General features: G+C 62.1%; 18 protein-coding genes and 1 pseudogene. 7 read left to right on the plus strand and 12 right to left on the minus strand.

Annotated features, from left to right (window positions below; all coding sequences use genetic code 11):
• Nucleotides 1-460 precede the first annotated feature (460 nt).
• Complete coding sequence (locus ABWK72_RS17475; RefSeq protein ID WP_367870856.1) at nt 461-832, plus strand: hypothetical protein; 372 nt, start codon at nt 461-463, stop codon at nt 830-832.
• Between the two features lie 5 nt (nt 833-837).
• Here the strand turns inward: ABWK72_RS17475 and ABWK72_RS17480 are convergent, their stop codons facing one another.
• Nucleotides 838-1,575 carry a uracil-DNA glycosylase family protein gene (locus ABWK72_RS17480; protein ID WP_367870857.1) on the minus strand — a complete coding sequence of 246 codons (738 nt, stop codon included), beginning with the start codon at nt 1,573-1,575 and terminating at the stop codon, nt 838-840.
• A 170-nt stretch (nt 1,576-1,745) separates the two neighbouring features.
• Here ABWK72_RS17480 and ABWK72_RS17485 point away from each other — a divergent pair, with 170 nt between their 5' ends.
• Nucleotides 1,746-2,747, plus strand: a complete 1,002-nt coding sequence (locus ABWK72_RS17485) for a L,D-transpeptidase (protein WP_367870858.1) — start codon at nt 1,746-1,748, stop codon at nt 2,745-2,747.
• 6 nt (nt 2,748-2,753) lie between these two features.
• On the opposite strand, the gene ABWK72_RS17490 is transcribed toward ABWK72_RS17485, so the two are convergent.
• The 4 genes from ABWK72_RS17490 to ABWK72_RS17505 all read right to left on the minus strand — a co-directional run bounded on the left by ABWK72_RS17490 (nt 2,754) and on the right by ABWK72_RS17505 (nt 5,860).
• Nucleotides 2,754-3,479: a PEP-CTERM sorting domain-containing protein gene (locus tag ABWK72_RS17490; protein WP_367870859.1), complete on the minus strand. Its 726-nt coding sequence runs from the start codon at nt 3,477-3,479 to the stop codon at nt 2,754-2,756.
• Between the two features lie 77 nt (nt 3,480-3,556).
• Nucleotides 3,557-4,198 (minus strand): thermonuclease family protein, encoded by a 642-nt coding sequence (locus ABWK72_RS17495; protein ID WP_367875352.1) that lies wholly within the window; start codon nt 4,196-4,198, stop codon nt 3,557-3,559.
• A 45-nt stretch (nt 4,199-4,243) separates the two neighbouring features.
• Nucleotides 4,244-4,903, minus strand: a complete 660-nt coding sequence (locus ABWK72_RS17500; protein ID WP_367870860.1) for a murein hydrolase activator EnvC — start codon at nt 4,901-4,903, stop codon at nt 4,244-4,246.
• A 51-nt stretch (nt 4,904-4,954) separates the two neighbouring features.
• Nucleotides 4,955-5,860: an undecaprenyl-diphosphate phosphatase gene (locus tag ABWK72_RS17505; RefSeq protein WP_367870861.1), complete on the minus strand. Its 906-nt coding sequence runs from the start codon at nt 5,858-5,860 to the stop codon at nt 4,955-4,957.
• Nucleotides 5,861-5,949: 89 nt separating this feature from the next.
• Between ABWK72_RS17505 and ABWK72_RS17510 the strand changes: the two genes are divergently transcribed.
• A complete protein-coding gene (locus tag ABWK72_RS17510; RefSeq protein ID WP_367870862.1) occupies nt 5,950-6,600 on the plus strand; it encodes a DUF2062 domain-containing protein in 651 nt (216 codons plus the stop codon).
• A 64-nt stretch (nt 6,601-6,664) separates the two neighbouring features.
• The gene (pelA, locus tag ABWK72_RS17515) at nt 6,665-7,666 is read left to right on the plus strand and encodes a pectate lyase (RefSeq protein WP_367870863.1); all 1,002 of its coding nucleotides are present in this window, start codon (nt 6,665-6,667) and stop codon (nt 7,664-7,666) included.
• Between the two features lie 332 nt (nt 7,667-7,998).
• On the opposite strand, the gene ABWK72_RS17520 is transcribed toward pelA, so the two are convergent.
• The 3 genes and pseudogenes from ABWK72_RS17520 to ABWK72_RS17530 form a co-directional block, all read right to left on the minus strand.
• The gene (locus ABWK72_RS17520) at nt 7,999-9,072 is read right to left on the minus strand and encodes a DNA topoisomerase IB (protein WP_367870864.1); all 1,074 of its coding nucleotides are present in this window, start codon (nt 9,070-9,072) and stop codon (nt 7,999-8,001) included.
• Nucleotides 9,073-9,133: 61 nt separating this feature from the next.
• Nucleotides 9,134-9,229 (minus strand): annotated as a pseudogene (locus ABWK72_RS17525) (oxidoreductase); the annotation flags it as partial.
• A 37-nt stretch (nt 9,230-9,266) separates the two neighbouring features.
• Nucleotides 9,267-10,844, minus strand: a complete 1,578-nt coding sequence (locus ABWK72_RS17530) for a family 43 glycosylhydrolase (RefSeq protein ID WP_367870865.1) — start codon at nt 10,842-10,844, stop codon at nt 9,267-9,269.
• Between the two features lie 109 nt (nt 10,845-10,953).
• On the opposite strand from ABWK72_RS17530, the gene ABWK72_RS17535 reads away from it, so the two are divergent.
• Complete coding sequence (locus tag ABWK72_RS17535) at nt 10,954-11,598, plus strand: hypothetical protein (protein WP_367870866.1); 645 nt, start codon at nt 10,954-10,956, stop codon at nt 11,596-11,598.
• 578 nt (nt 11,599-12,176) lie between these two features.
• On the opposite strand, the gene ABWK72_RS17540 is transcribed toward ABWK72_RS17535, so the two are convergent.
• A complete protein-coding gene (locus tag ABWK72_RS17540; RefSeq protein WP_367870867.1) occupies nt 12,177-13,967 on the minus strand; it encodes a S49 family peptidase in 1,791 nt (596 codons plus the stop codon).
• Nucleotides 13,968-14,297: 330 nt separating this feature from the next.
• Here ABWK72_RS17540 and ABWK72_RS17545 point away from each other — a divergent pair, with 330 nt between their 5' ends.
• Nucleotides 14,298-16,145, plus strand: a complete 1,848-nt coding sequence (locus tag ABWK72_RS17545; RefSeq protein WP_367870868.1) for an alpha-amylase family glycosyl hydrolase — start codon at nt 14,298-14,300, stop codon at nt 16,143-16,145.
• A 203-nt stretch (nt 16,146-16,348) separates the two neighbouring features.
• Here the strand turns inward: ABWK72_RS17545 and ABWK72_RS17550 are convergent, their stop codons facing one another.
• Both ABWK72_RS17550 and ABWK72_RS17555 read right to left on the minus strand, forming a co-directional pair.
• Nucleotides 16,349-16,804, minus strand: a complete 456-nt coding sequence (locus ABWK72_RS17550; protein WP_367870869.1) for a type II toxin-antitoxin system VapC family toxin — start codon at nt 16,802-16,804, stop codon at nt 16,349-16,351.
• Nucleotides 16,801-17,058: a type II toxin-antitoxin system Phd/YefM family antitoxin gene (locus ABWK72_RS17555; RefSeq protein ID WP_367870870.1), complete on the minus strand. Its 258-nt coding sequence runs from the start codon at nt 17,056-17,058 to the stop codon at nt 16,801-16,803. The genes ABWK72_RS17550 and ABWK72_RS17555 overlap by 4 nt, the downstream gene beginning before the upstream one ends.
• A 241-nt stretch (nt 17,059-17,299) precedes the next feature.
• Here ABWK72_RS17555 and carB point away from each other — a divergent pair, with 241 nt between their 5' ends.
• Nucleotides 17,300-20,608: a carbamoyl-phosphate synthase large subunit gene (gene carB, locus ABWK72_RS17560; RefSeq protein ID WP_367870871.1), complete on the plus strand. Its 3,309-nt coding sequence runs from the start codon at nt 17,300-17,302 to the stop codon at nt 20,606-20,608.
• Nucleotides 20,609-20,625: 17 nt separating this feature from the next.
• Here carB and ABWK72_RS17565 read toward each other — a convergent pair whose 3' ends face one another.
• A complete protein-coding gene (locus tag ABWK72_RS17565) occupies nt 20,626-24,951 on the minus strand; it encodes an NACHT domain-containing NTPase (RefSeq protein WP_367870872.1) in 4,326 nt (1,441 codons plus the stop codon).
• Nucleotides 24,952-24,978 lie beyond the last annotated feature (27 nt).

Here is a 24,978-nt window from a genome sequence, read left to right on the forward strand (position 1 = left end):
CCGTCACCTGCTTCGGCGGAGCCTCCGAATTGACGTCCGCGAAGCGGGAGAAAGCACCCGGGCGGCGTCAATTTCTGCGTGGGACATCGCGCTTCCCTGATGCGCTTTTCCTGAATTCCTTTCAGGATTCCCGCAAAACGTGCGGACCCGCCCCCGGGCTATTTTTTAAAATTTCACAGATTATCAACAACTCCTGACGTCTAATGGGGATGGCACGGGGACTGCCAGAGGGCATTCCCTATCCTCCTCTGTCATGCATTCGCTAACTCCATTTCCTACCAGTCCGGCGGGGTCGAGAGATCCCGTCCCGCGGCTCCACGCGGTTCATGAGGATCTTACCCTGGTGGTTTCGGCCGCCCCGGTAGGGGAGACCTTCAGAGAGGCGGCGGAGAACCGGCGGAGACGGCGGGAGATGAGGACACCGGAACGCTCGCCGATTGCGCGGAGAAAATATTACAGCTTGCCTGTCCTCGTCCCTCTGGAATCGACCGATCTCATGCAAGGGCGTGATCCGTGGTCGATCGGGTCGATGCAGGACCTGGTGCGGGTCTTTCTCCCGGAGGCGACCATCGCGGGAGGCGCTGTTCTTATGAGCGGAGTGTTTGCAGGGAGGATCTACAGCCGACTGATACTCGACTGTGGGCCGTTCGTTTTCCCCGCTACCTACGCCTGCATTCTGCTCCTGGTGCTTTCATCCATTTGCATCAAGGCCAAAGCCTATCCCTCCGCTCTCACCCGTTCCCGCATCCGTGGAACGTTGTGCGGCTCGCTGCTGGTCTTCGGAATACATTTGGCAGCGTATCTCGGAGCGAAGGCCACGGCTGCTTTGTGACGCGTTCAAGCGTCCCATACCCCTTGCCCCAGCAACTGCTTCGTCGCCGCCTCCGCCCAGCCGCGGTTCGCCGCGGGTGAAGCCGGTGAAGGATGTAGCACCCGGCCGAGCTTCGCGGTGCTACCCGTGATCCCTGCCGCCTGCTTGAGACGTTCCTCGGCATAGCCGCCGACCCCGATCAGCCACTCCGGTTGGAGCGCGGCGATCGACTCCGCCAGATGATCGAGGCAGGCTTCTTCCACAGCGGCCATCTCCGTCGCGGGCAGCTTGTCGGGCGTCAGGTTTGCGCCGGTCTCGCTCATCCATACCAGCGGGCAGTAATTGAGCACGAAGTGCCCCGCGAAGAAGTCCTCCGCCTTCGGGAAGCGCTCCGCGAAGAGCCCCCACAGCCGCCGCCCGCTGACCTCCGACTTCGCGCAATCGAAGCCCTGCACCGGCCGCTTCGGGTGCTCCCGTTCCGGCTTCCCCACCGCCGCGGAAATCCCCATCCAATCCCTCACCGCCGCCACTTCTCCGAAAGGCACGCCGGTTTGCGCCATCCCGAAGGGCCCCGGATTCATACCAAGGAAGACGACCCGCTTTTTTCCGCTGCCGAAGCGCCGTAGGTATTCCTCATGCGGCTCCCGCGCGTAATCCAGCGGCAGGTAAACGTGGCTCGCCTTGGTGAAGGCCAGCGGCCTGAGGCGCGCGGCCAGCTTGCGGGAGGAAGCGATCAGCGGGGAAACTACGGCGGCATCGGTCACGCGCCGACTCAAGCGGCTCGGCACCTTGAGATCAACCCTATGACCGTCACCTATGTTGGCCCTCCTCGAAACCGCAGTGGCCGACAAGAGCTGCCGCCGACAAGGTTCTTGGCAGGGCGGGCCAAAAAGATAAGATGTGTGAAATAATCCAGGTCCCCAACTCCATCCCCATGCGAATCCTGACCCTCATCGCTGTCCTCGTCTCCTTCGCGACCTTATCCCAAGCGATGGAGAAACCCGCTGCCCACACCAAGGGCACGCCCGTCGACAAGCCGACCGGGGAGCTGAAGCCGGGCGAATACTGGTGGGCTCCCCAGCTTTCGCCGAAGGGCCCGCTCATGGTCCTCGTTAGCATTCCGAAACAGACCATGCACGTCTATCGGAATGGCATCCTCATCGGCCGCTCGTCGGTCAGCACCGGATCCAAGGGCCACGCTACTCCCGGCGGCGTCTTCACGATCTTGGAGAAGAAGGAGACCCATCGTTCGAAGAAGTATGCCAATGCGCCCATGCCGAACATGCAGCGGCTGACTTGGAGCGGGATCGCGATGCACTCGGGAAACCTGCCCGGCCAGCCGGCCAGCCATGGCTGTGTCCGCCTTCCGTATGATTTCTCCAAGCTGCTTTTCACCGCCACGCAGAAGGGCGGCACGGTTGTCATCGGGGATGGCAAGCTGCCCACGCCCTACCTTGCGGCGAATCCCGGCCTGCTCTTGGCACCGCAGGACTTCACGCCGGAGATGCTCAAGGCGCTCGACAACGGCCAGTACGAGTGGAAGCCCGAACGCAGCAAGAGCGGCCCGATCACCATTGTGGTCAGTTCCGCGGACAAGGCGATCTATGTCTATCGTGACGGAAATCCGATTGGCCGCGCCGCGGTGGAGGTCACCGGCGTGACCGCGCTCGGCGAGCACGTGTTCTCGCTGATGGACGGGAGGTCGAAGGACCCGAGCCGTTTCGTTCCCGGGCGCAACGGGCGCCTCTGGATGAGCATGGAGACGGGCAAGGCGATGTTTACCGATCCGGAGACGGTCTCCAGCCGCCTGCACTTCAGTCCGGAGTTCGCTGCCAAGGTGGACGATGTCCTGGCCCCCGGTACTACCGTGATCGTTACCGATCGTCCGGTGGTGCGGAAGCCGGTGGTCAGCGAGGCTCCGTATTTTGAAACGTGATATTTCTCAAGCGCGCCGCCTCCGCCGGAGCAGCCCGGCGGCTGCGACCGCCACCAGGACTGCAGCGGATGGCTCCGGCACGGCGGTGAGCTGGAGCGAGAGTGTGCTGGTCGGCGGTGCCGCGGTGCCCAGCGCCACCGGGATCCATTCACCGCCGGGATCGCGCAGGTAGAAGCGGCTCGGATCGGTTGCGGCACCCGTGGGGGCGAGGGCCGCGGCATTCTCCAGCTTCGGGCCGAAGGCCCCGCCGTCGCTGTAGTTCGTCACGTCGCTGAATTGGATCGACCAGAAGATGTCGTCCGGCACCACGGTGTTGATGTTCGAGAAAATCAACTGGTTGAGGTTCAGATTGTTCGCGCCATCCCCATCGAGCGAAAATACCATCGGCCCGGAAGTCCACAGCGCGGTATCGGCAGGCTGGAAGGCCGCCAGGGCACCCGGCGTCACTCCCGGCTGGCCCTCGAACTCGGTCAGCGCCGGCACCGCGGCGTAAAAGGACAGTGTGACCGTCGTCTGCCGCGCCACATTCGAGTAGAGCGTGACCACCGCGTCATCCAGCACCCGGTCGCTGCCCGCCAGATGCGCGGAATCCGCATACTCCGTACCCTGCGCAATCGTCAGGTAGGTGAAGGTTCCGCCGGTCTCGCCCGGCAGGGTGTAAACGGGGTTCTGCGCCAGCACGGGCGACAGGGTGGCGAAGGCCGCCACGGCGAAAATCGGGGGGAATTTCATCGGGTGGGGGAACCCTTCTTTCGTAGCAGATTTCCCCGGCTTCCGTCGACCTCTCTTTGCTTCGGATTATCTGATTATCAGCGCATTGCCCATGCCCCGCGCTTCGCTTTCTTGGCTTGGCCTTCCAGTTCGCGGAGTTGCGCCTGGCGGGCCTTCGTCGGGATTCCGTCGGGAAGCTCCGCGCCTTTCGTATGGATCCGCGCGAGGCCCTCCCGGACCAAGGTCTCGTCCAGCCCTGGCCCGCCGGAGGGCAGGATGAAGGCGTGGTAGCGCTGGTCGCCGAAGGGATCCTCCCAGCGGGTGTGGAGCGTGAAGCTGCCTTTCCCCAGAAGCTCATGCACCCTCGCCTTCGCCCGGGCACCGATCTCCACCGCCTGCTTGTCGGAAATGCCGAAATAGAGCGCCTGCTCGTGGATCCGTTCGTGATTATCCGCGCCGCCGCTGTAGGTGCGGAATTGGCTCTCCGGGCAATCCACGAAATAAAGCCGGAATTGCTCCACCCGCCCATCCGGCAGGAGTACCCGGAAGCTGTCACCATCGTTCTGGCGGTGCTCCTCGTAGCGGCAGCCGGAAAACTTTTGATATGCTCCGGTCTTGCCGGTGTCACGCGTCTCGATCTTACCGGCTGGCGGAGTTTTCGGCCAGCTCTCCGTCTTGACCAAGTCGTCCAAAAGACCGGCTTTGCCCAGCAACCAAGCGAGACCCGAGACGATAAACACCGTCAACAGCCGCCGAATATACCTCGATCCGCGCCGGGCCATCGCTCAGAGGCCCTTGAAGCCCTGATACTCCTGGTAAGTGCCGATCGGCATGGCGGCCTTCCCCCAGTCGCGGTTCAGGCGCCGGTAGCGGTTAATGAAGGTCGTGGGGTCGGCCCAATTCGTGAGGTCCCGCGCCACGCTGTCGCGCTGCATACCGATGTTCAGATTGTGGCGGATTTCAAAATGCAGGTGCGCGGCATACATCCCGCGGTTGTTGCCGATCGTGCCGATCTGCTGGCCGCGCTTCACCAGTTGGCTGACCCGCACGCCCATATCCCGCAGATGGCCGTAAAGCGCGTCGCAGAAGCGGACCTGGCCGCTTGCAGGGTCACGGTAGGCGTAACGGATGATCACCACGTTGCCCCAGCCCTGGTGGACGTCATAGGCCCAGGTCACCACCCCGTCGCCGATGCTGTAGACTGGCGCGCCCATGTCGGAATCACCGCCTCCCTTGCCATTCCAGTCCTCGCCGAAATGGACCGGCGGGGTGAGCCGCATGCCGCGGGCCTTGTAGAAGCCCGCCGCGTCGGGTTTGCCCACCGGGAAATCGAAGCCATCCGTCAGGGCCACGCGGGCAGACCGTTCCTGCGCCCACGCCGGGATGGCAAATGCCAGCAGGGCGAGGAGGAGCAGAAAGGCGGGTTTTTGCGGCAGTCCGCTCACCCTGCCAGTGCAAGGCCCTGTGCGTCTCCCGGCAAGTCAAAACCGCGCAGCTCAGGACCCGTTAAGGCCAAGGAAGTTAGTCGCAATCATCCCCGCCGCGATCAGGGCCACGACGATCCTATACCAGCCGAAAACCCCAAGCCCGCTCCGGTTCAGGTAGGCCACCATCCACTTCACGGCCACCGCCGCGGAAATCGTGGCGGCGACCACTCCGATGAAAAGCGGCACGAACCCGTAGTGATCCCACATCAGCATCGCCCCGCCGAACTTGTGATCATACTTCTCCGCGATGTCGTGAACCGGCCAGACCGCCTTTTTGGCCGTCGCGGCACCGAGGGTGAGAAGGCCAAGGAGGAAGGAAAACTCGACTGCCGCGCTGAGCCGCAGGCCGACCAGCAGGCCGCCGAGGATGGTCATCAGGCTGCGCGAGGTGCCCGGCCACATCGCCACGCACTGGGCCAGGCCGATCACCAGCGCCATTTTCAGGGTCAGCTGGGCAAGTTCCACGCCCTTGCTGCCACCGCCTTTTTTCATCCAGCGGTCCACCCACAGGATCGCAATCCCGCCCACGAACCAGGCGATGGCGATCCATTTGAAGTGGAAAAGTTTCTCCTCGATCCAGTCGTTTGCGATCAGCCCGATCACTGCGGCGGGCAGAAAGCCAGCGATCAGGGCGAAGATCAGTTGCAGACCCTCCTTGTCCTTGCCCAGCAGGCCCAGGATCATCTGGCGGACCCGCGGCCAGTAGAGGCCCAGCACGGCGGCAATCGCCCCGCCCTGGATGCAGATCGCGAAGCAATCCGCCGCCGCCTTGTCCTCACCGGACAGCCCCATGCCCATCATCCGCTGGGCGACGATGAGGTGGCCGGTGGAGCTGACGGGGAGGTATTCGGTGATCCCTTCGATCACCCCTAGGATAAGAGCCTGCCACCAATTCATGAGGGAGTGGCGGCACATTGGGGATGAATATCAGGACCGGCAAGGGATTTGCGGTTGCTTCAAGTCCCTTTGCAAAGGAAGGTCAGGGCGTCTTCCCTCTCTGCGGCATGAAGCGACGCTACCTCTGGCTCGTCCGACGCGCCTATCGCGCGTTGCGGCACAAACGGCTGCGTCATCGTCACTGGTGGCAGGACCTGACCCATAAGCTCTTCGAGCGCCGCCTCTGGATGCCCTGCCGCGATACGGTGGCCACGGGTCTGACGATCGGGATGTTCTTCGCGGTCATGCCGCTGCCGATGCAGATGATCTTCGCAGGGATCGTGGCGATGCGCTTCCACTCGAACGTGCCGATCGCCATGGCCGCTTGCTGGCTCAGCAATCCGCTGACGAATGTCCCCTTGTTTCTCGGCCAGTATTGGATCGGGTCGAAGGTTGCCGGCTCCCTCGGCTTGCAGCTTCCCGATATCCAGTGGTTCAAGAGCTTCCTGCATTGGCTGGACGACCTGAACAAGTCGGACGACGGCAGGCACTGGGTCCCGCAAACGATCTTGAATGGGAATACCGGGGACTTTTTCCTCGGCACCCTGATCTCGGCCATCCTGCTCGCCGCTCTGACCTACCCGCTGGTGCACCTCTTCTCCGCGATCATGCCGCACCATCTGCCAGCCCGGCCCCGCCATAGCGCGAAGGTCTCCTCCTTCATGCGCAAGATCCGCGCCCAGCGCGAAGCCCGCAAGCAGGCGAAGAAGGCGATGTGAGTAGCGCGGCAGGGTTCAAGGAAAGCTGCCCGATCCGATCGCTGTATAAGCACATGCCGCGCCCATGATGCCGCCACAGCTTATTCTCCTGCTGCTAACGTCGGTGTGTGCATCAGCCGCCCTGCCGCCGGCCCTGTTGCAAAAAGAGGCGGAGTGGTTCCGCAGCCCCGAAGGTCGTGCGGCGACGGCGAATGTCCTCTCCTGGCAATCGGTCCCGGGGGCTTGGCCGAAAAACCAGGACAACAGCGGTGAACTCCATCGTGGCGATTCCGCCGGAATCATCGGCACCTTCGACAACAAGGCGACCACCGACGAGATGCGCTTTCTTGCACGCGCGTTTGAGGCCACAGGTGACGAACTCTGCGCGAAAGCATTTCGACGCGGCCTCGATCACATCTTGGCGGCGCAATATCCGAACGGCGGCTTCCCGCAGCGACACCCTCCCGGCCAGCAATACCACCGCCACATCACCTTTAACGATGGCACCATGATCCGGCTGCTTCGGCTGCTTCGATCCGTGGCGGATGACGAGTGGCGCGGCTTGGTCGAAACCGGGGGCGGGGATGCCGCGCGCCGCGCTCTGGATCGCGGGGTGAATTGCATCCTGGAATGCCAGATCCGGGTCGGGGGCAAGCGCACCGTGTGGTGCGCCCAGCACGATGAGATCACCTTGGCCCCCGCTGCCGCGCGTGCCTACGAACTACCCTCTCTGAGTGGTTCGGAGAGCGCAGGGATATTGAGTTTCCTGATGTCGATCCAGCACCCGTCGCCGCAGGTGATCGGGGCGGTGAAGGCTGGTGTCGCTTGGTTCGAGCAAGCCAAGATCAAGGGGGCGAAGGTTGAAAAGGCCGATGGTGATGCGCGATTGACGCTCGATCCGGCCGCCCCGGGCCTTTGGGCCCGGTTCTATGACATCGAAACCGGCCGCCCTTTCTTCTGCGACCGCGATGGCGTGAAGAAGGCGCAGCTTGCCGACATCGGGGCCGAACGTCGCAATGGCTATGCTTGGTATGGAAACTGGGGCGAGGCGGTATTGAACGAATACGCACGCTGGCCGCACCGATAAGCGCCTCACCCACATCGCGTCCGGCTTGACGCGCCAGCGCCCGGGACCGCGGAGGCTCTGCCCCGCAGAAGCTACCGCAGGAGCATTATCCATCACGCGGCGGTGTCGGAAAGCGCCGTTGCCTTTCTGCCTGGCTTTCCGTGTCCACAGCAGCGAGGGACCGTTCTGCGGGCCGGTGGCTCCGCGCCCCCGGGGGAAGAGCCGTCCGTGAAGCATCACGAAGATGTGGGTAACGCGCAAGGCACGACGCCGCTTTGGCTGCGGGTGCGGAGGGCGGAACCGCCAAGGTGAAGCGTCCTGACTGTTCCCGAAGAAGCGCATCGGACGTCTCCTCACGTTCTCTTACTCCTCCTTGCCGGATACTTCTCGATCAAGGCCAGTACCCTTCGCTCATCCGCCTTCAGCTTCGCGCTCTCATCCACCCGCCGCATCCGCGGCGGCTTGCCGATCATCGCCCGGTACAAATCCCCGCTCCGATAGGCCCGCAAGATCCCCGGATGAATGTAGTACTTCCGGCAAGTCGCCGGCGTGTGATTCAACACTTCAGCGGTCAGACGGATCGCCGCCACCTCCGCCCGCTTGCAAGCCGCCTCCGATTCTTCCGGCGGTGCCTTCCCCAGCTCCAAGGCGCACAGCAGGGTCGCCCGCCAGGTCCGGAATTGCTTCGCGGTGAAATCCCCGCCGCCAACCTCCTTCAGCCAATCATTCACCTCTGCGGTGCCGACATCGTGCAAGCTGCCGCTCTCGTCCTCGTGACGGAATAGCCGTTGCCCGGGCAACTCGTGCAGTTCCGCGATCAAGGTTGCAATCCGCGCGTCCCTGACCTGCGCCTCGTGTTCCTTCCCCGACTTGCCCTTGAAGCGCAGTACCCACCCGCCATCCTCCTCGCTCAGATGCCGCGTGAGTAAGGTGGACAGCCCGAAGCTGCGGTTTTCCTTCGCGTAGCGGTGGTTCCCGATGCGGAAGCCGGTGCTGTCTAACAGCCCCACCACCCCGGCCACGATCCGTTCCCGATCCAGCGTCTCCCCATCCAATGCCGCCTTCACCCGTCGCCGGATCCGCGGCAGTGCCTTCGCGAATTCCGGCAGGATCTCGAACTTCCGGTCCGCGGACAGCGAGTGCCAGTCCGGATGATAGCGGTATTGCTTCCGCCCGCGCTGATCGAGACCGGTCGCTTGCAAGTGACCATTCGGAAGAACGCAGATCCACACCGATTCGTAAGCCGGCGGGATCACCAGTGAAGCGATCCGCTTCCTTTCCTCCGCACTGCGCAGCGTCGAGCCCTTCGGCGTGAGATAGCTGAATCCCTTCCCGCTTCGCCGGCGCTGGTATCCCGGCATGCCGTCGTGGCTGAAGACGAGATCGTGTGCCCGGAGGGCGGCAGCAGAGATGGGGAAATCGGACATGGGTTTCCATCCCTTTCGCAGGCCTCGTGCCATTGCCGCCCCCGTAGCTCTCGCGCTTCGCTCAAACCAACCCGTCCAGCCGCTCCAGCGCCTCTTTCGGCAGCTCCAGTTTCGCCGTCGCCAGGTTCTCGCGGAGGTGTCCTACCGGGGACGTCCCGGTCGATGAGCACGTCGCCGGTCTCGACGGGGAGTCCCTACTCGGCTGCTGTCACTTCCAAGCCGTTGAAGCGGGCGTGGGTATCCACCACGCGCAGGCCGACGCTGCCCTTCGCGTAGCTGTCGTCCTTGGCGGTGATGAGCTTTTTGCCATCGAGCGTGATGGTGATCTCAGGGCCTTTTGCCGTGACGCTGAGATCCATCGGCTTTGCCGCGTCGGACGTGAGTGGTGCCCGTGCAATTTCCTTCCAGCTCGAACCATCCGTTTTTCCAAGTACGACGATCTTGGTATTTGGGACGATCCCGGCGAAGTAGCCGCGTTGGGCATCGAAGCCGACGGAGGGGTTGGTGATGCGGAACAGGAGGCCGGTATCGCGGTCCCCCTTCACGAAGGTGATGCGGGTGCTGGCGGTGAAGTCGGTAAGGTCGCCGCCATTCAGGACGAGCTTCTCGCCGCTGCGGTAGTCGTTCACGGGCTGTGCGGGGATGGCACCGAGTTCGACGCCGTCCTTTGTCATGGCGAGGAATTGCTGGTGTCCGTAGTAGGAGAAGGGAGCCAGGTCCTTCTCGCTGTGGAAGGAGGCCGAGAAGGGGAGCTTGGTAGAGGGCGGATTTTCTCCGGAGGGGCGCTCGATCGAGGAGCCGGGAGCGACCGGTTGGCCGAAGTCGGGGAAGCCGGCCTTGAAGGTGAAGGGCTGGACGAAGATCGAGCGCTTCCAATTGCCGCCGCGATCGCGCTTGGCGTGATAGATGTGCCACCACTCCTTGTCGTCCGGGCTCTTGACGAAGCCGCCGTGGCCGGTGCCGAAGGTCTTGGCGGTGCCGCGGAAGACGGGCTCCGCGTGCTTCTTCCACGACGCGGGGTCGAGGGGGGCCGCGCCGGTGAGTTCCATAAGGCCGAGCTTGTAGGTGGGCAGCCAGGAAGCGGCGGTGGAGTAGATCAGGAAGGTGCGACCTTCGTTCTGGAGGATCTGCGGGCCCTCCGCGAGGCCGCGGGTGCCTTCCTTCTCCTCGGTGCGTTCCCAGAGATAGGTGTCGTTCTTCGCCAAGAGGACCCGCGGGCCGGAGAGTTCCACGGGAGATTTCATCGGCGCGATGTAGAGATATTGGTTGTCGCTGCCGGGCTTGTCCCAGCCGGACCAGACGGCGTAGAGCTTGCCGCCCGACTTGAAGGTCATCATGTCGATGGCCCAGATGTTGGGGGACTTGCCGTCCTGGCCCTCGCCGGTGGCGAAGGGGCCGTGAAGCTTGTAGGGGCCGAGCGGGTCGGCACCTTCGGATTCCAAGGCGTAGGCGAGGTGATTCGCGTTTTTGCCGTCCGAGGCGGCGACGTAGATGTAGAACTTGCCGTCGATGAACTGGAGTTCCGGGGCCCAGATTTCCTTCGAGTAGGGGCCGGTTTCCGGGGCCTTCCATACCACGTGGGGGCGGCCGAGCGAGGTCAGGCGGTCGGAGATCCAGAGGGCCACGCCACCGTTGCCGGCAGATTGGCACCAGATGTATTTGCCGTCATGGCGGATGACGCAGGGGTCCGCGCCTTCCGCGATGGGATTGACGAAGGTGTCCGCCAGCGAGGCGGATAGGAGGGAAGTGGTGAGGAGAAGGACGCGGAGCATGAGTGCAATCGGGATAGATGGACGGGGGGTGGCGGACAACTGGAAAAGTCTGCGGCTGATCACTGTTTGCGCTTTTAGCCAGTTCACCGAAGGGTGTTCTATCCACCCTATGAAAACGCCCTCTCTCATGTGCGTCATCTCCGCCGCCGCGGCTCTCTTCCTTTCCGGCATCCCGGCGCCTGCCGAGGAGTCCGGTAAAACTCCCGACACCCCCGTCGCGGAGAAGGAAGCGGAAGCCGCAAGCAATGGCGCGGATGACTTCAAGCTGCTTGCGGCGGAATCCATCGGGAAAATTCGTCACCAGCAGAAGGCCGCGGACCTGATCAAGATTTACGGCGAGCCCAAGTCGAAGGGTAAGCCGGAGATGTGGGAGGCGATCGGCGAGTGGGTGGAGGAATGGGAATACCCCGCACTCAGTGTGGCGCTGAAAATGAGCTCCGAGGAAAGGGATGGTCCGAAAACGGTCCTCATCGCGACTGCAGGCAAGGACTGCAAACTTGCAACAGCACGCGGGATCAAGATCGGTAGCACGCGCGCCGAGGTGGAGAAGGCCTACGGGGACGTGCAGGAGAAGATTCCGGGCGATGGGCCGGCCAAGCCGGGAGATCCCAAGCCGGATCCACCTGCGGAAGAAAAAGACAAGGAGAAGGGCGAAGAGAAGAGCTTCGTCGCCGGGTCAATTTACGGCGGGGTCATTTTCAGTTTCAAGGATGACAAGGTGAGCGAGATCTTCCTCGGTGCGGCGGCGGAGTGACCTGATGATCCCCCCCTTCATCTCGAACGGGTCTCCCTCCAAATGCCCTGAAGGGAGAAACGTCGATAGCCCGGGGCAAGTAACGCAAGGTTGCCCGAATAAGCCTACGCTCCCTGAAGGGGGGCACGTAGGCCGGTGATTCTCTGGTCTTTGGCCTGTAGAAACGGGTTGCGAGGCGTTCCGTAGAGCCAGTGAAGTAGCACGAGGAGACGGATGTCGGTGCATATCCGCTGCTTGTTGCTAGAGTGGGGATGTTGACGGCTTCTTCGCCTACATGATCGCGAGGTGAAGACCTTAACCCTCATGCTGGAGGGCTGCCGCCGCCGGTCAGGTGGTGGCGCGCCAGCAGCCACGACAAAGGCCACGGCAGGATCGAGGAGCGCCACCTCACGGTCACCAGCCACCTCGGCTGGCTGGATAAAAAGGAGAGGATCTCCTGGCTGGACCTGTGCAGCCTGGTGCACGTGCGCAGCGCAGGCGTCTTGTTGGGTTTTCTCCGCCGCCGTCGGCCGCCTGCTTCGGACGGCGGGAAAATGGTACCAGCTCTTGAATATTGAGAAACGCCATCCAGACCCGGATCACTTCAGCGGAATAAAAATCTCCGGCCCGATCAACTGCACCGCGGAATCCGAGCAGGCGTCGATCTGCTTCAAGACCCGCGCAAAAGCCTCCCTTGCCGGCTTCGGCAAGGCCGCCAGCTTCGCATCGTCCAGCGTCGCCGCCACCGCCTCACGCACCGGGGAAGTCCGCACGCCCATGCGCACGATCTCGTCGCCCTCGGGCTTCTCCGGCTTCGCGAAGAGACCCTCGATCGCGCTCTTCGGCTCGGGGACAAGGCGTGCCGTGCTGGCTTCCACATTCGCCTTCTTCGCGGCGTAGTCGATCGCCTCGCCAAGCCCGCCGATCTCATCGATCAGGCCGAGCTCCAGCGCTCGGGTGCCGGTGAAGACACGGCCACCGGCCATGCTTTCCAGCTCACCCTTCAGGCGATCGCCGCGGCCGCTCTCGATGCGCTTCTTGAAGGTGCCGTAAACGGAAAGCATCGAGTCGCGGACCATCTTGGTCTCCTCTTCGGTGTAGGGCTTGAACATCGACATCGCCCCGGCCCGCGCACCGCGCTGGGTAGCGTGGGTGGTGATGCCCAGCTTCTCCATTGCCCCGTTCAGCACCATTTTCATGCCGACCACGCCGATCGAGCCGGTGATGGTCCCTTCCTCCGCGAAGATCCGGTCGCCGCCGGCCGAGACGTAGTAGCCGCCGCTGGCCGCCACCGCACCCATCGAGACGATGAAGGGCCGGCCGCTGGCCTTCCATTCATCGGTCGCCTCCCATAGCACCTCGCTGGCCAGCGCGGAGCCGCCGGGCGAGTCGACCCGCAGCACCAGCGCCTTCGCGTGCTCGTTCTTGATCAGCTTGAGAATCTCCGCGCGGACCGGCGCGATCGTCTGGTTCGAGATATCGGAGTCGAGGCTCACCACCGCCACGAAATCGGTCTTCGCGCCCTTCGCCTTGTCGTCCTGGAACATCAGCTTAAAGACATCGAACATCCCGGTGATCTCCGGGCCATCGAGGTCGGGCAGCGCATACTCGTGGTCGAAGTCCGCGCCCTCATACGCCGCGCGGACCGCGGCGGAGAAGTCGGTGCGGTGCTTCAGCTCGTCCACCAGCCCGGCCTTCTTGGCCTCCTCGGTGGTGAAGGTGCCGAGATCCACCAGCGAGCGGATCTTCTCCGCAGGCACCTTGCGGCCCTCGGAAACCTTGCTGACGATCTGGTCGAAGATCCCGCCGATGAGTTCCTCCGACTGCTGCTTGGCGAAGTCGCTCGGGCCGGTGCGGTAGTACTGCTCGCCGAAGCTCTTGAAGTCGCCGATGTGGATCACGTCGGCCACCACGCCGGCCTTGTCGAGCAGGCCCTTGAAATACATCGACTCCGAGTAGAGGCCGCTGAAGGACACGTCGCCCTCCGGCATCAGCGTGAAGTGGTTGGCGGCGGAGCCGAGCAGCGCGGTGGCGTTGCTCAGCGAGTCGCTGTAGAGCCACACATCCTTGCCCGCCGCGCGCACGGCCTTGAGGCGGCGGTGGATCTCCTCGATCTGGGCCAGGCCCATTCCGGCGTCGTCGGCATCCATCACGACCGCCTTCACGTTGGGATCGCCGGCGGCCTTCGCGAGGCTGCGGGTGATGTCGAAAAGCGTCAGCGGGCGGGCCGCTTCCATGCCCAGGCCGCCGAGCAGCGAGGCCTCCGGCCGGCCGGACTCGGACAGCGTGCCTTCCAGGTCGTAGATCGCGACGATCGGCTGGTCTTTCTCTTTTTCCGCCGCGGCAAGCGGCAGCGCGGTGAGAAGTCCGAGGGCGAGGGCGGTTTTCATGTTCGCGTGATAGCGGCACCGGGAACAGGATTTGTTCCGCCTTCCGCATGCCCCATGAGAGCAGAAAACGCGGCCTAAAGCAAGCCGGTCCGGAAGCGGTTAGGACCCGCCCCCCGGAACGGGACGGGGGGTGTCCCCCATTTCGGGGCGACCACCCGTCCCCCAAAACGGGGCACAAAGGTTCCCCCATTGAAGGTACTCCCCAGAAGGTGTACGGCGGCAGTAGAACGATCCCGGGCGATCTGCGATGCAAGAGACATGGACGGAGCCGCATTTGAAGTTTTCCGGCAACGCTTGGGTGGGGGGAGACATATAGGGGGTGCCGAAACGATGCGTGTGCTTGCTGCTGCTGTTTTCCTTCTTCTTCCGCTGTCTGCCGGGGCACGGCCCTGGACGGAGGAGGTGATGTACTTCGCGCTGACGGATCGCTTCCATGACGGCGATCCGGCGAACAATGTGCCGGAGGGGAGCGATCCGGCGCTGTATGATCCGGCGCAGAAGGAGATCGGGCGCTATCATGGCGGAGATCTGCGCGGGCTGGAGCTGGCGATCCGCGGCGGGTATTTCAAGGAGCTGGGGGTGACGGCGCTGTGGATCACGCCGCCGGTGCGGAACGTGTGGCGCTCGGGGGCCGAGGGGCATTGGAGCAGCGGCTACCACGGGTACTGGGCGCAGGATTTTTTGGACATCGATCCGCACCTGACGAGTGCGGCGGCGCTGGATGGCACGGCGTATCCGGAGGGTGCGGAGGGCCGGATGCGGCACTACCGGGACTTCGTGGCGCTGGCGCATGCGAAGGGGCTGAAGGTGGTGCAGGATGTGGTGCTGAACCACGCGGGGCCGGTGTTCTATTACGATGCGAACGGGAATGGGGCCTTCGATCAGAAGTCGCGGGAGGAGTGGACGCAGCCCTTCAAGAAGGACGGCTACTATGGCAACGCGCAGTGGGTGTCGCTGCCGCAGTGGAACATGGCGCGGACGATGCCGGACGGGCCGCGCACCTTGTTAGGGAAGAGCATCGCGACGACGGGGGTGCTGGCGGACTTGGGCAGCTACGGGCGGAAAGGGTTCTCGGGCGGGGGCCTGGGGAAGACGGACGGGGAGGAGATGGAGTGCGACTTCCATACGCTGCGCGACTTGTGGACGGCACCGGGCAGCGCGAACTTCGAGCGGCTGGTGGACGAGTTCGTGGAGATCCACGCGTTCTACTTGTTAGAGGTGGGGGTCGATGGATTGCGGGTGGATACGGTGAAGCACGTGCACCGGGAGTTCTGGGATGCCTTCACCGGGCGGCTGCGGAAGCGGCTGGGCGCGCGGGCGAAGGACAAGCTGATCTTCGGCGAGGTCTACGATGGCGATCCGGCGAAGACCGGCAGCTACACGTGGCGGGCGGATGGGAAGAAGGATCCGGGTCTCGATTCGGTGCTGGATTTCGGCCTGTGCAGCGCGCTGCGGAGCTACCTGCGGCAGGAGGATGGGAACTACGGCAAAGCTAGTAGGATCGAGCGGGCGATGGCGGACTTGCAGGCGGGGCAGCGGGACGGGCTGCCTTTCTACAATCCGAATCCGGGAGCGGACGGGAAGAATGCGCGGGAGAAGTCGGTCAACTTCATCGAGAATCACGACGGGGTGAACCGCTTCCGGGTCAAGGGGGTGACGGCGGAGCGCAACGAGCTGGCGCAGGCGCTGATGCTGGCGCTACCGGGGATTCCCTGCATTTACTATGGCGCGGAGACGGGGCTGCAGGATGAGCAGGGCAGGGTGGACAAGGATAGCGAGAGCGGGCGGATGACCTTGTTCCCGCGCGGCGGCGGGATGGCGATGGGGAAGGTCCGCGAGGGCGGTTCCTTCAAGACGATCGCGCGGATGGCGGCGCTGCGGCGGGAGATTCCGGCGCTGCGGGAGGGACGCTTCGAACCGCTGTGGGTGGACAACGATGGGGATGCCGCGGACGACGGGATCTTCGCTTTCGCGCGGGTCAGCGGGAAGGAGCGGGTGATGGTGGTGGTGAATGCGTCCGGGGAGGAGCGGACGCTGCGCTTGCCGACCGGGTTTCCGGCGGGGACGAGATTGAAGGCCGCGAGATCGGGGGAACTGGAGGTGGGGCAGGACGCCAAGGCGGTCTTTGAAGTGCCGGCGCAGGAGGTCGTGATCTACCGAGTGAAGGCGGGCAGGTAGGGGATGAGATCTGAAATTTAAGATCTGAGATCGTTCCGGGATACGAATCGCGTATAGAAGAGCGGTGGCAAGTCTCCGCACTTTAGGGCGGCGGGACCGCGGGAGGATGGCGGGCTTGGAGGGTGGCTTCGTCCGCCTGAGGGCGGGACTACCTACCCTTGGTGGCGGGCGTTGAAGGACCGTTCCTGTAGTTCGCTCGCTTCCTAAGCAAAAGGGGTGGCGAGGCCGAGGTGCCGGGCCAGGGCGATCTGGCGCTGGTCGAAGCTGAGGAATTCCTTGGCACCGAGGTGGACGGCGGTGGCGAGGTGGAGGATGTCGAGCGAGCGGTGTCCGCCGGTGGCGGTATGGGCGCGGGCGATGGCGGTGGCCTGGCGCATGACAGCGTCCAGATCGCAGGGGATGATTTGGATGTTTCCTTTCGCGAGATGCGCTTCCCAAATGTCGGTCATGCTACGGGCTTCGATCTTCCCGTAGCCCTTAGTCCGGTCGTTCGAGTGAAGAAACACCTGTAGCTGGATCGCTTGCATATACTCGAACTCCAACAGCGACGTCGCATACAAGGGTTCGGTCATGGCACCGCGGTAAGTCCTGGCGGCTGCGGAGAATTCCTGACTGCGGTAGAGGGAGCACAGGAAGCTCGTGTCCGGGTAGGCGATCATGGCTCGCCCGTTTCCCACTGCCGGATTTCTTCCCATTCCGCGGCGGAGACCACGCGGTCGCCCCAGACGTCATTCAGCCACTTCTCATGGGCCACGACGTCGAATTTAGGGACTGCGGCAGGCTCGGCGATCTCAGGGGAAAGGGTGCCGATAACCTTGTTGCGCTTGGTGATGCGGACTTCCTCCCCGGCTTTCAGCCAGGCTTCGACTTTCGGGAAGTCGTAGCGGAGGTCGCGGACGGAGGCGGTTTTCATGATGTGATACTTGGAAGTATCACATTGAGGGGAGCGGGTCAATACTGGGGGAAAAGGCGAACATCGAACATCGAACGTCCAACATCGAACGTCGAAGGGAACGGCCCCCTGCCAAGGGGAGGCAAAATCACGGGCATCCAACCCTTTACAAGCCCGGCGTGGCCTGCGAAACACCCGGAAATTTCGCCCCTGCGCGCTTTTTATTTCTTAGTCCCGATTGTTTCTGCGTCCCCGTCCCGCCATGCCCAAAGATACCTCGATCCGGAAAATCCTCGTCATCGGCTCCGGCCCCATCGTGATCGGCCAAGGCTGTGAATTCGACTACTCCGGGGTCCAAGCCTGCAAGGCACTGCGCGAGGAAGGCTACGAGGTGGTGCTGGTGAACTCGAATCCGGCGACGATCATGACGGATCCGGAATTCGCGCACCGGACCTACATCGAGCCGATTACGCCGGAGGTGGTGGAGAAGATCATCGCGCGGGAGCGGCCGGATGCGCTGCTGCCGACGCTGGGCGGGCAGACGGCGCTGAATACCTCGATGTCGCTGTTCAAGTCCGGGGTGCTGGACAAATACAACGTGACGATGATCGGGGCGAATGCCGACGCGATCGACAAGGGCGAGGACCGCCAGCGCTTCAAGGACGCGATGCTCAAGATCGGCCTGGATGTGCCGCAGTCCGGGACGGCGCACACGATGGAGGAAGGCCGGGTGGTGGCCGAGCAGATCGCCGAGTATACCGGGAAAAATTTTCCCCTGATCATCCGGCCGGCGTTCACGCTGGGCGGGCAGGGCGGGGGGATCGCTTACAACCGGGAGGAATTCGAGGAGATCGTTTTCCGCGGGCTGGATCTCTCCCCGGTGTCCGAAGTGCTGATCGAGGAATCGCTGCTCGGCTGGAAGGAATTCGAGATGGAAGTGATGCGGGACCGCGCGGACAACTGCGTGGTCATCTGCTCGATCGAGAACATTGATCCGATGGGCGTGCACACCGGTGACTCGATCACGGTGGCGCCGATCCAGACCCTGACGGACCGCGAGTATCAGATCATGCGGGATGCGTCGTTCGCGGTGATCCGGGAGATCGGCGTGGAGACGGGCGGGTCGAACATCCAGTTCGCGATCGATCCGGTTTCGGGCCGGATGATCGTGATCGAGATGAACCCGCGGGTCTCGCGTTCTTCCGCGCTGGCCTCGAAGGCGACCGGTTTCCCGATTGCCAAGATCGCGGCGAAGCTGGCGGTCGGATATACCTTGGGCGAACTGCCGAACGACATCACGCGTGAGACGCCGGCTTCGTTCGAGCCGACGATCGACTATGTGGTGACGAAGGTGCCGCGCTTCACTTTCGAGAAGTTCCCGACGGCGAACCAGGTGCTGACGACCTCGATGAAGTCGGTGGGCGAGGCGATGGCGATCGGACGGACCTTCAAGGAATCGATGCAGAAGGCGCTGCGCTCGCTGGAGACGGGGCGCTGGGGCTTCGGCTTCGACAAGAAGGACGTGCACGGCGCGACGCGCGACGACATCGAGCGCAAGCTGGCGGTGCCGAATGCGGAGCGGATCTTCTGGTTGCAGACGGCCTTCATGACCGGCTGGACGATCGACGAGGTTTTCGAAGCGACGGCGATCGACCCGTGGTTCTTGTATCAGTTCAAGGAGATCGCGGACGAAGGAAAGAACCTCGCGACGCTGGATCTGAAGGATGCGAAGCGGCTTGGATTCTCCGACCGGCAGATCGCGATGGCGCGGGCGCATGCGCCGGCGATCCATGATGCCTCGATCCACGGGGAGAAGGACCAGCCTGCCGGAGCGCCGCCGCGTGCGGAGCCCGAGGGCGCGGTGGTCGATGTGCCGACCGAGGACACGATCCGCGCCGAGCGGAAGGCGCGCGGAATCATCCCGACCTACCGCCTGGTGGATACCTGTGCGGCGGAGTTCGAGGCTTTCACGCCTTACTTCTACTCGACCTACGGCGACGAGAACGAGGCGCGGGAATCGGACAAGAAGAAGATCATCATCCTGGGTGGCGGTCCGAACCGGATCGGCCAGGGGATCGAGTTCGACTACTGCTGCGTGCACGCGGCCTTCGCGCTGAAGGAGCTGGGCTACGAGACGATCATGGTGAACTCGAATCCGGAGACGGTTTCGACGGACTACGACACCTCGGACAAGCTGTTCTTCGAGCCGCTGACGCTGGAAGACGTGCTGAACATTTGCGACCAGGAGAAGCCGCACGGCGTGATCGTGCAGTTCGGCGGGCAGACGCCGCTGAACCTGGCGGCGGACCTGAAGCGGCACGGCGTGCCGATCATCGGGACCTCCCCGGAGAGCATCGAGGCGGCGGAAGACCGGAAGCATTTCTCGGCCCTGCTCGACAAGCTCGGGCTGAAGCAGGCGGAAGCGGGCACGGCGGTTTCGGAAGACGAGGCGGCGGTGATTGCCCAGCGGATCGGGTATCCGGTGCTGGTGCGGCCGTCCTTCGTGCTCGGCGGGCGGGCGATGATGATCGTCTATGAAGAGCCGGAATTGCGGCGCTACATGCGTGAGGCGGTGGACGTCTCGCCGGACCGGCCGGTGCTGGTGGACCGCTTCCTGGAAGGTGCGGTCGAGATCGATGTCGACTGCATCTCGGATGGTACGATGTCCGTGGTAGGTGCGATCATGCAGCACATCGAGCCGGCGGGGATCCACTCCGGGGACTCGGCCTGCGTGATCCCGGCGTATTCGCTTTCCGAGCCGATCAAGGAGGAGATCGTCCGCGCGGCCAAGGAGCTGGCGCGGGAGCTGGAGGTGAAGGGCCTGATGAACATCCAGTTCGCGGTGAAGGACGAGCAGCTTTACGTGATCGAGGTGAATCCGCGGGCCTCGCGGACGGTGCCCTTCGTCTCGAAGGCGACGGGCGTGCCGCTGGCGAAGTATGCGGCGCAGATCATGGTCGGCAAGACGCTGCCGGAGCTGGGCTTCACCGAGACGGTGATCCCGGAGCATTTCTCGGTGAAGGAGGCGGTGTTCCCGTGGAACCGCTTCCCGGGGATCGACATCGTGCTGGGTCCGGAGATGCGCTCGACCGGCGAGGTCATGGGCATCGACGCGGATCTGGGGATGGCCTACGCGAAGAGCCAGATCAGCGCCTTCAACCCGCTGCCGACCACGGGGAATGTGTTCCTTTCGGTGTCGGACCGCGACAAGCCGGAGGCGATGGGAATCGCGCGGGAGCTGGCGGAGCTAGGATTCCAGATTTATGCGACGGGCGGGACCTGCGATCGCCTGATGGCGGAGAAGATTCCCTGCCACCGCTTGTTCAAGTTGAACGAAGGGCGCCGGCCGCACGTGATCGACATGATGAAGAACCGGGAGATCCACTTCATCATCAACACGCCGAGCGGCCATGCGGCGCGCGAGGACGAGGTGAAGATCCGCTCCGGGGCGGTGGCGAACAAGGTGAGCCATTGCACGAACCTGGCGGCGGCGGTGGCGTCCGTGAGGGCGATCCGGTCCTTGAAGGAGCGGGAGCTGACGGTGAAGTCGATCCAGGAGTACCACTCCTAGCGCGTCTTCTTTGAGTCTTATTGAGCCTTGGGCTGCTTCGCCTCCGTCGTCAGCCGGGGACGAAGGTCCAACGGATGTATATGGAGACGAAGAGTTCCGCCGAGATCGCTCATGAGCCGGTTTGCCTCCTCACGAAGTAGTGTTACAAGTTCGGTAAAGTCGATGGATGAGCCGTTGTCGGGGTGCTCCCACCGTCGCTCCTTGGCTAGGGTGAACATAAGTGAACCCGACCGGCTGGTCTCGGCGGCCATATATTTGGTGACAAGCTGATCTTTGAGCGTGTCACGCAAGTTGCGTGCAGAGCGCCCATCCGCCAGCTTTAATTCAATGACGGCCTCATGGGCTGACGCGGTGGAGCGCAATCGAATGTCGGTCTCTTTTTCGTCTGCGGTAGCGGCCTCTTGGTCGACCTTGTAAACGCCGTTGGCGTGGTTAGTGAGTTCGCGGGCAATCTCACGGCGCATCACTCTTTCGTCGGTAAATCCGGCCCAGGCCTCGCGCGGCGACACATCGCGGAGCAGTAGATCGTCAATATCTTCCAGTCGGTCTACCATGATGCCGAACATCGCCTCGTTTGTTGACGGCGGAGCTTCGCCAGTTCTGTCGAGAGCGATGGCCTGTGTGTCGTTAAATGCCAAGGCATCAATTTCTTCGGCCCAAGACTCCTCGGCTACAGCGAGAATTCGGTCCTTGAAATGCGAGCAAACCGGTTCCGCTGCCATTTCTAACTTCGCTGCCCAAGCCTCCTCGCCTTTGGCTTGGAGCAGGACATTGACGATGGTCCCCCTGAAGCGCTCAGCATCGTCGCGCTCGTCAGGGGAATATGCACCCTGATGTTTTTCATCGTCTTCAGGACGGACATGCTGGTAGGAGAGACGCAGCAGGCGGAGCAGGATCGGCGGAGTGAATCGAGAGTCAGTTAGACTAACACCGCTATTACGCGCTCCCAAGAAACCTCCGAAGATAGTTCCTAACAAGGTCACCGCCTCGCTTCGCTTCGCTGGCTCAATCGTACGAATTCGATTTTCGAGAGCTTCGACTCCTGCTCCCGGGTCGAATCGCATGAGAAGTTGTAGCCAGACACGGGCGAACGGCGGAGAAGGATCTTCAACAAGACGCTCGCGAGCGAGAGTTCTCAAATGCAGCAGCGTGTCTCGATCACCATGTTTCTCTAATAGATGAGACACTGATTGGAGCCGATCTGCTGCACCAGCTTCTTTGCTACCCGCGGAGGTATTGTTGAGGTCGAACCATTCAAGAAGGCAGGGAAGGAGGGCTGCAATCACTGGTCCGGGACCTCTTCCGATCTTCTGCAAAAGCATGGAATGCCATTGCGAATGCTCTTCCCGTTCAAGATCCGACTTCAGCTCTTGGCCAACTATTGAGCTCACTGCCTCAGGATGAGCTTCCACGAGCGACTCCATCCAAGAGGGCAACTTGTTTAATTCGATCATTGCATAGCGAACGGCTAGCTTGGCTTCCTCTGCTGACAGCTTCGTCGCCCATAGTGGATCCTCTGCTTCTGCATAGATAGCAGCGAGACCGAGTTGCCAACGCACGAGATATGAGTTTTTTTGATCTTCCGGACGCTCGCTCTCTAGGGATGGTCGGTCACTGCGCCATTGGTCCATAAGGGTTCGCCGTAAACGATCCGCAGTCTCTTTTCCAAATTGCGCTTCGATGAAGCGTCGATTCCAACCCGACGCATGGCTCTCTTTATCAGCTTTTCGCATCACTTTCCAAAGATGCCATACGGTATTGTCACTCCGATCTTTAGAAAACACGGAATCGGGTCGCTCCACCACCTCACTCCAGAATGTCACCCAGCTTGCACGAGCTTCATTTTCCTGACGCTTTCGCTGTTCTTGACGCTCGGCTTCTTCGGCTTCCCAGCGCTTGGTCTCTTCATCGTCTGGTGAAGGCTTCAATCGGTCCTCAATCACCGCTACAAGTTCCGGCTGATCTGCGACAAGGGGTTTGAGCCCCAACATGTAGTCCTCCCATTCCTCCCTACTAGGCGAGAGCCGCATCGCGCCTTCCAAGAGCATCGCGCGATCTGATGTTGATCGGATACGGCTGGCGAGAGCCGCCCTGATCCAATCCCCATCGCGTTTCTGGTTGATCTTTGCTGTTCCCCGAAGGGCAACCCGGGCGTAGCGCTTCCACGGGATAGTAGCCGGTTGGATCGACTGAAGGAGCCCGTCTTCGATCCAGAAGAGCTTCTCGTTAATATCTGCTGGCAACTTGCCGAGGAGACTTTCCAGCTGCTCAAAAACTTCTCTACCGCCATCTAAAGGTCGGGATAATCGGAGGGCGAGCGCGCTAGCGCGCAACCATTCGTCTGTTATGCCTGTGCTAATTCCTCGAATGCAGACAGATGCCAGGCCGACGCTCAATTGAGGATGATCTGAAAGAATATCCTCCCACTCGTTCTCCCAAACTAACCTCTGTGACGCCAGTCTGTAGAATTCATCGCGTAGTGCTTCCAAGTTGGGAGCATCTAAATTAGCTTCTACAATTAGCGGGACGAGCCGCCAGCTAATGTTGCTAAGGCTCTCTTCGTCTCTTTCGCGAGTTTGTGTTAGAATTTGGCAGAAAATTTTGATACTGAGGTGTTTAGGAAAAAGCCGCAAAGCAACCTCGCGAGCAAGATCGTAAGGCCAGAGTGCTTCGTCCTCCGCAATTTTGCTGGTGATCGTTCCCAAATCTGGGTGATCCATTGCCACCAAAGCTTCAACGGCGGCAAGGCGTTCCGAAGTAGTGAGTTTCGTGTTAACGACAGTATCCTGCGCAATTCCTAAACATTCTGTTATTCGACCGGACTCGATCAGTTGAAGCAGTAGCTCGCGAATTTCGGGATTCTCTATGCCTTGTGTCCAGAGATGATAGATCTCTGCTCCCAATTCAGGCGAAGCGAACCGATGAATTTGAATCTGCGGAACGTTTAGCCCCCGCCAGCCCCCATGACCGTAACATGTGACGTAAGACCGCAGCGCTTGGCTTCGACGCGATGGGATCAACGATGCGGGATCGCCTTCGTTGAGTAGGACCGCTGGTTCACAATCGCGTAACGTTTCGAAGATCAAACTCTCCTCGAGAGCCAGCCACCCGGCAATGGAGCGTTTCGAAGGGCGGACGATAGTCCGTCCCCTAGTATCGGCAAAGATGAGTCGTTTCAAGGCGCTTGCCGACATCCCCTGCGACCGCAACGTTTGAATTCGCGTCGCAGCCAAATACTCAGCGACAGACCGATGATGGAAGCGCACACGTCCGTAGGAGGCGAAACCAAACAAGGGTCGCTCCAGCAGTGCTTTGCGCTCGTCGGGGCTCCAATTGGAGAGAATCACCGAAGGATCAAAGGCGACATCCTCTCTGCCGATATCTGCCTCCGCGCTGTGCCGTAGGGTGAGACGTCGAGTGACCATCATGGCTAGCGCCAGGCGGCTAGCGCCCTCGATTGCTTTGTCAACCGACAGCTCAGCGGGTTCGGGTCGATCTTCGCGCGGCTTGAGTTTGATCCGGATGTTTGCCTCGACCTGCTCCCGGTGGGTTCGGATGCGATTAGAATCTCGCCAGTCGGCGCAGAGCTCGATCAAATCTTGGGGGCGGCGTGCAAATTCCTCGGCATTGCGTCGCCGCAAATCTGCCAACAGAGCTTCAGGATCATCCACTCGCTCGGCACGTGCAAATTCTGCGATCTGTGCATCCGACAAGGGCATGAGTGCGACGGTGCGCCAGTCTTTTGGAACGTTCTCTTGAATGGAGTCTTGTCCCTTGGGGCGGCCGTGCATGGCGACCTGAGCGAAGGTGTCTGCGCTGACTTCGATCTCGATTGCCGGGGTTGGCGAAATGGGCAGAAGACGCCGTACAAGCAGTTCGTCAAATGGGATTGGACGAGTTGTAATGATTATGCGAGCGCGGTTCAGTTGCCCGGCGATGGCCTTGTTCAACCGTTTTAGAGCTTGCTCAAGCGAGCCGAGGCTGAGCTTGAGTTCGTCAAAAGAATCCAAGAAGAAAGTGGCAATATCTGACTGAGCCGCGAGCCAGGCCTCGAGACGAACCTCCTCGTCGTGGTCGAGCATCGAGCGTACGTCGCTTGAAGCCAAGGTCGCCAGCTCGAGGAAAAAGGCGGGTTCACCTTCATCCCAGAGTCGCTGACGCTGTGCACGGCACTCGTAGGTTTTGCCGCCACCCGCTTCGGAGATGATTAAGATGCGTTTGGAACGCAGCAATTCTGGCCAGCCGTCAGCGTGCGACCAGCCCATGCTGACCAAGACTGCCTGTTGATCTGCCTCGCTGAGCTTGCCCTCGGGAATATCGTGAAAAGTTCTCTCGATCGCCATTTTGTACCTGCCCTAGTTTGGTCAAAT

Source organism: Luteolibacter sp. Populi (assembly GCF_040801775.1).
Lineage (GTDB): Bacteria > Verrucomicrobiota > Verrucomicrobiia > Verrucomicrobiales > Akkermansiaceae > Haloferula.